Annotated in this window: 4 protein-coding genes; all 4 read left to right on the top strand. The window is 56.7% G+C overall.

All coding sequences use genetic code 11. The annotated features are described in order from the left end of the window. Nucleotides 1-382: 382 nt before the first annotated feature. Nucleotides 383-3,097 (top strand): 4-hydroxyphenylacetate decarboxylase large subunit, encoded by a 2,715-nt coding sequence (gene hpdB, locus ENN40_04805; GenBank protein ID HDP94664.1) that lies wholly within the window; start codon nucleotides 383-385, stop codon nucleotides 3,095-3,097. A gap of 22 nt (nucleotides 3,098-3,119) precedes the next feature. Further along, complete coding sequence (hpdC, locus tag ENN40_04810) at nucleotides 3,120-3,401, top strand: 4-hydroxyphenylacetate decarboxylase small subunit (GenBank protein HDP94665.1); 282 nt, start codon at nucleotides 3,120-3,122, stop codon at nucleotides 3,399-3,401. A gap of 57 nt (nucleotides 3,402-3,458) precedes the next feature. Beyond that, the gene (locus ENN40_04815) at nucleotides 3,459-4,730 is read left to right on the top strand and encodes an MFS transporter (protein ID HDP94666.1); all 1,272 of its coding nucleotides are present in this window, start codon (nucleotides 3,459-3,461) and stop codon (nucleotides 4,728-4,730) included. A 60-nt stretch (nucleotides 4,731-4,790) separates the two neighbouring features. Next, on the top strand, nucleotides 4,791-5,561 hold a 771-nt coding region (locus ENN40_04820; GenBank protein HDP94667.1), incomplete at its 3' end, for a glycyl-radical enzyme activating protein.

Here is a 5,561-nt window from a genome sequence, read left to right on the forward strand (position 1 = left end):
ATCGAAACGTCCGGTTCACCGTGTTCATGTGGGAGTGAACGGGCAGGGCCGCCTGACCTGGCGGCGTTCCTACCGCGCCTGAATCCCTGTCGCATTTCGCGACAGCGCCGAATTTTATACACAACCACCAGAAAGACCGCCAGAGCCGGGTTTCCCCGACAATTTCACCTCAATTTGATTTGGATGTCTGAAATTTCGACAGGGGTTCTTCTGCGGTGATCCTGCCGGGGTCCGCAGTCGGTTAATATTGAAACCCCTTTCGCAGTCCGTTTTTTCCGGGCATTCCCCCACGTTCCCATCCGGGCCCGGTAGTTGGCATCTTTTGTGCACATGCATGTGTGGGCGCAAAGCCCGGTTGCCAACAATTCGAAAGGAGGTTTGCATGGCAAAGAAATTCAGTCAAATCATGGCCGAGACCGGTCAGTCCCTGGAGTACCAGGCCGGAGGCAAGGCTCCGGAACAGATCGTGGATCGTGAAGTGCAGTGGAAGCCCCATCCCCGGGTGCAGAAGCTGAAAGACATTTACATGAACACGCTCTCTTCCGCCAACAACGAGTTCTCCTACTGGTACACCCGGGAGTACTTCATGCATGACAACGAGGTGCCCGTGGTGCGCCGGGCCATGGCGCTCAAAACCGCTTTCTCTCACCTGACTCCGGTGATCTTTCCCGGTGAACTCCTGACCATGCGCAAGGCCGCGTTCTTCCGCGGATCCTTCCCCATGCCCTGGCTGTCGGAAGGTTTCTACATGGCCAAGGAAGATGAGTTTTATCAGGAAGCGTTGAAACGCGGATCCGCCAGCGTGGACGAACACTCCAAGTTCGGCCAGGGCGGCGGAAATGTCACCAAGAGCTTCGACAAGGTGGTTTCCATCGCCGGTAAGTTCGGTATGCGCCAGGAAGAGATTCCGGTCCTGCTGGAACTGGCCAAGATGTGGTACGGCAAGTCCGTGGATGACCTGGGCAACAAGTACGAGAAAATGGTGCCTGACTACGAAGTCAAGGAAGCCATCATGCGCAACATCGTGTGCATGTTCGACTCCGGCTTTACCCTGCCCCAGGGACGGGAAGTCATCAATTACTACTATCCCCTGGAGTACGGCTTCGACGGCATCATTGAAATGGCCAAAGAATTGAAGGACAAAGTGGCCGGCCGCGCCGACGGTGACGGTATCATCGGTATGAACCGCCTCTACAACTATGAGGCCGTGATCCTGTCCGTGGAAGGCATGCAGGCTTGGGTAAACAATTACGCCAAGGAGGCCCGCCGCCTGGAAGCCATGGAAAGCGACGCCCAACAGAAAAAGGAATACGGCGAGATGGCGGAACGCCTGGAATGGCTGGTGCACAACAAGCCGCGCAACTTTGTCGAAGCTTTCCAGATGATCGAGACCCTGCACATGGCCGTGCTCAATGAAGACGCCATTTCCGGCATGTCTCCCGGCCGCATCGGCCAGATCCTCTACCCCTGGTACGAGCAGGACATCGAGGCCGGCCGCATCACCGATGACGAGGTTCTGGAACTATTGGAACTGGACCGGGTGGTCAAGACTTCCATCGACTGTTTCGCCTCCATGGGTGTCGTGGGCGGCGTGTTGTCGGGAAATACTTTCAACACCGTGTCCATCGGCGGCCTGACCAAAGACGGCAAATCCGCCGCCAATCCCCTGGAATACCTGGTCCTCAAAGCGGCCGGTACCAATGCCATGCCGCAGAGTACCCTGGCCTTGTTGTATGACGAAAAGCTGCCGGACGATTTCCTTATGCTGGCCGCCGACGTCATTAAGACCGGGTCCGGCTACCCCGCGTTCATGAACAACCGCGTGGCTCAGGACTTCCTCATGAGCCATTACGGGCATGAGGGCATGAACCTGGAAGACGCCCGCGCCTGGGCCATCGGCGGCTGCCTGGAAACCTCCGGTTGTTGCTGGAAGCCCCTGCACTTGAACGGCAAAGAGTACTTTATCCCCGGTGGTGCCGGCCAGCCCACTTCCGTGGGCGTGCACTTCATCGCCCAGCCCAAGGTGTTGGAACTCACCTTGTTCAACGGCGTGGATGCCCGCACCGGAGAAAAGGTGTTCGAGCCCCACAACAGCAAACTGGAGAGCTTTGAAGAGTTGTTCGAGCAGTACAAGAAGTACTGGCAGAAAACCGTGGATGTCCTGGACCTGTGCAACAACATCCAGCACGACATCTGGCGCAAGAACAACATGGCGGTGATCAACTCCTTCATGAAACCCGACTGCCTCGACACCGGCCACCTGATCAATGAAAAAGGCTATCGCTACAATGCCACTTTCAACGTGGAAAATTCCGGCAACATCACCTGGGTCAACTCCATGGCCGCCCTGAAGAAACTGGTCTACGACGACAGAGAAGTCAGCCTGGACGAGATGAAAAAGGCCATGAAAGACAACTTCGGCTTTAAGTCCGCCCGCGACATCGGCTCTTTCTCACTGATGGACCAGGAAAAGAAAGACGAATCGGGTAACAAGTACGACGAGTTGCACTTCAAATGCCTGCAGGCGCCCAAGTACGGCAATGACGATCCCTACGTGGATTCCATCCTGGAAGATTGGGAAAACTTTTTCTGCCGGGATTGCTGGACCTATGAGTCGTTGTACGGTGAGCCCCTCTATGCCTGCCAGATTTCCGTATCCACCCACGGCGCCATGGGCGCGGCCACCATCGCCTCTGCCGACGGTCGCCTGGACGGCACCACCTTCGCCGACGCATCCATGTCCGCCTACCCCGGTACCGACAAGAACGGCCCCTACGCGGTGATGAAATCCGCCACCGTTTGGGATCATTCCCTTTCGCAGAATTCCCAATTGAACCTGAAACTGCATCCCTCCTCCATCAAGGGCGAAGAAGGTTCGCGCAAACTCGTGGACATGACCCGTGCCTACATGAGAATGGGCGGATTCCACGTGCAGTACAACGTGGTCGATTCCAAGGTCCTCAAGGACGCCCAGCAGAACCCACAGAGCTACCGCGACCTGATGGTGCGCGTGGCCGGGTTCACCCAGTACTGGGTGGAGATCGGCAAGCAGGTTCAGGATGAGCTGATCGCCCGGACCGAGTACGAGGGTATCTGACCCTTGAATCCACACACAGGAGATGACTATGAGTGACGAAAAATATGTTCACAAGGATTGCCGCAACTATGCACCCATTGATGTGCGCAAGGGATTCTGCCACGTGCACAAAAAGGAAGTCCCGGCCGACACCGAAGTGTGTGCCAAGTTCGAGCGCGCTCCCAAGTGCCGCTATTGCAAGAACTTCACCGCGGACCAGGAAAAGATTGAGCTGGGGGTCTGCGAAGCCTCAATGAGTACCCCCAAGTTTGTCGCCTACCCCGACATGGTGGCGGTGACCTGCGAGATGTACAAGGAAGCCTGATCGTGAATAGGGGAGGGGGCCAGGCCTCCTCCCCTACCACCCCCCCAAGGAGATCACATGGAAAATAACAAAGCGAAATTATACGGCTACATGGTGGTGTTCGCCTCCTGGCTGGCCGTTTTCAGTCTCTTCGGTTACCGCGCCACCTTCGCCATGCTCAAGGGACCGATGAGTGTGGATCTGGGATGGTCCCAGGCCCAGGTAACCCTTGGATATTCCCTGATGATGACCATCTACGCCATCACCGCCTTTTTTGCCGGTCTGGTACTGGACAAATGGGGTACCAAGCCCGTGTATGCCATTGCCGCGGTGTTCGGCGGTTTGGGTTTTTACCTCACCAGCCTGGTCAGCACCCATTTGGCTTACCTGTTCACTTTCGGCGTGCTGGCCGGCATTGCCACTGGTATGCTGTGGGTGACCTCCACGGTTTCGGTGCGCAAGTGGTATGTGGGCAAAACCTACGCCACCATGTGGGGCTTCGCTTTTGCCGGCGCTCCCATGGCCCAGTGGTTGCTGGCCGAAGTGGTCAAGGGCACCATGGCCGATGGCAGCGCGGACGCATGGCGTTCCTCCATGAAGGTTCTGGCCGTGATTATCTTCGCCCTGCTGTTGCTGGCCGTGTTCATGGCCAAGCGCAATCCGGAACGGTACGACATGAAGCCTTTCGGGGAAATGCCCGCGGCCAAAGGCGCCAAAGCGCCTCATGAGTGGACAACCAAGGAAGCCTATTCCCGGTATGCCATTTGGGGCGCCATCCTGATGTTCCTGACCAGCATGATGGCTGAGTTCCTCATCTGGACGCAATTGGTGAGTTATTGGGTCCAGGACAAAGGATGGGACCGTGTGGCCGCCATCAACGTCTATAAGATAATCGGCATTATCGGCATTTTCAGCATGCCCATCCTGGGCATAATCGCCGACAGGGTGGTCAGCAGGGTCGCCCATGAAGCCAAGGGACGCAAAATCATGCTGATCATCGGCCCCACAACGGGTGTCGTGGCATGTGTTTTCCTGATGATGTGTACCACCACTCCCACCTGGGTGGCATATGTGGCCGCCTTTGTGTTTGCCGTCTACTGGGCCATCGTGCCTGGGGGCGTGGTTGGGTATACGGGAGCTATCTACGGTCGCAAGACCCTGGGCAAGATCTGGGGCCTGGCCACGTTGATCGTCATGGGAATCGGCCCCTTCCTGGGTTCCTTTATCGGTGGCTGGCTAAAGGACGTTTCAGGCAGTTACCAGTATTCCATTTACTATGCACTGGGATCCTTTGTTGTGTCCATCCTGCTGGCTTTCTCCCTCCCTCTCAAAGCGGAACCAAGGGCATAGCCTGACGTTCCCCCAGGGCGCCCGCACCCCGTGTGCGGGCGCCCGACCCAGGGGTGAATCATGAAATCATTCAACATGGAATCTCACGTTGGCCGAACCGGTCAAACCGATAGCCATAAAAAGGTGCGGGGCTTGGTCTTCAGCATTCAGGCACATTCGGTACATGACGGCCCCGGCGCCCGCACCGCGGTGTTCATGAGCGGCTGTCCGCTGAAATGTGTATGGTGCTGCAATCCGGAAGGCTTGTTCAACCAACCGGTCATGCTGCACAGTGACGTAAAATGTGTCAAGTGCGGCGCCTGCATCGCCGCCTGCCCGCATGGGGCCGTATCCCTTCAGGACGGCGTGTTGACTTTTGACCGTTCCCTGTGTAACCAGTGCGGTACCCTTGAATGTGTGGAAGCCTGCCTGCATGAAGGCAATGTAATTAGTGGGGCCTGGTATACAATGGACGAGCTCATGCGTGTTTTCGAACGGGATCGCATGTTCTGGGGCTCCAAGGGCGGCGTCACCTTCAGCGGCGGCGAACCCCTGATGCAGAAATCGTTCATTTTGCCCTTGCTGAAAAAATGCAAGGAATCCTACATCCACGTGACCATTGAAACCACTTCCCATCTGCCGGCGGATTACTTCATGGATGCCATCCGCTACGTTGACTGGGTATTTACAGACATCAAGCATATGGACCCGGAGCGTCACCGTGAGCTCACCGGGGTGGACAATCGCTTGATCCTGGCCAACATCCAACGTTTGGCTGAAGCGGACTGGTGGCAGGGAATTGTGGTACCTCGGATTCCGGTGATTCCCGGCATCAATGATTCAGACGAAAAT

It is taken from the genome of Candidatus Aminicenantes bacterium (assembly GCA_011049425.1).
In the GTDB taxonomy this organism is placed as follows: domain Bacteria; phylum Acidobacteriota; class Aminicenantia; order UBA2199; family UBA2199; genus UBA876.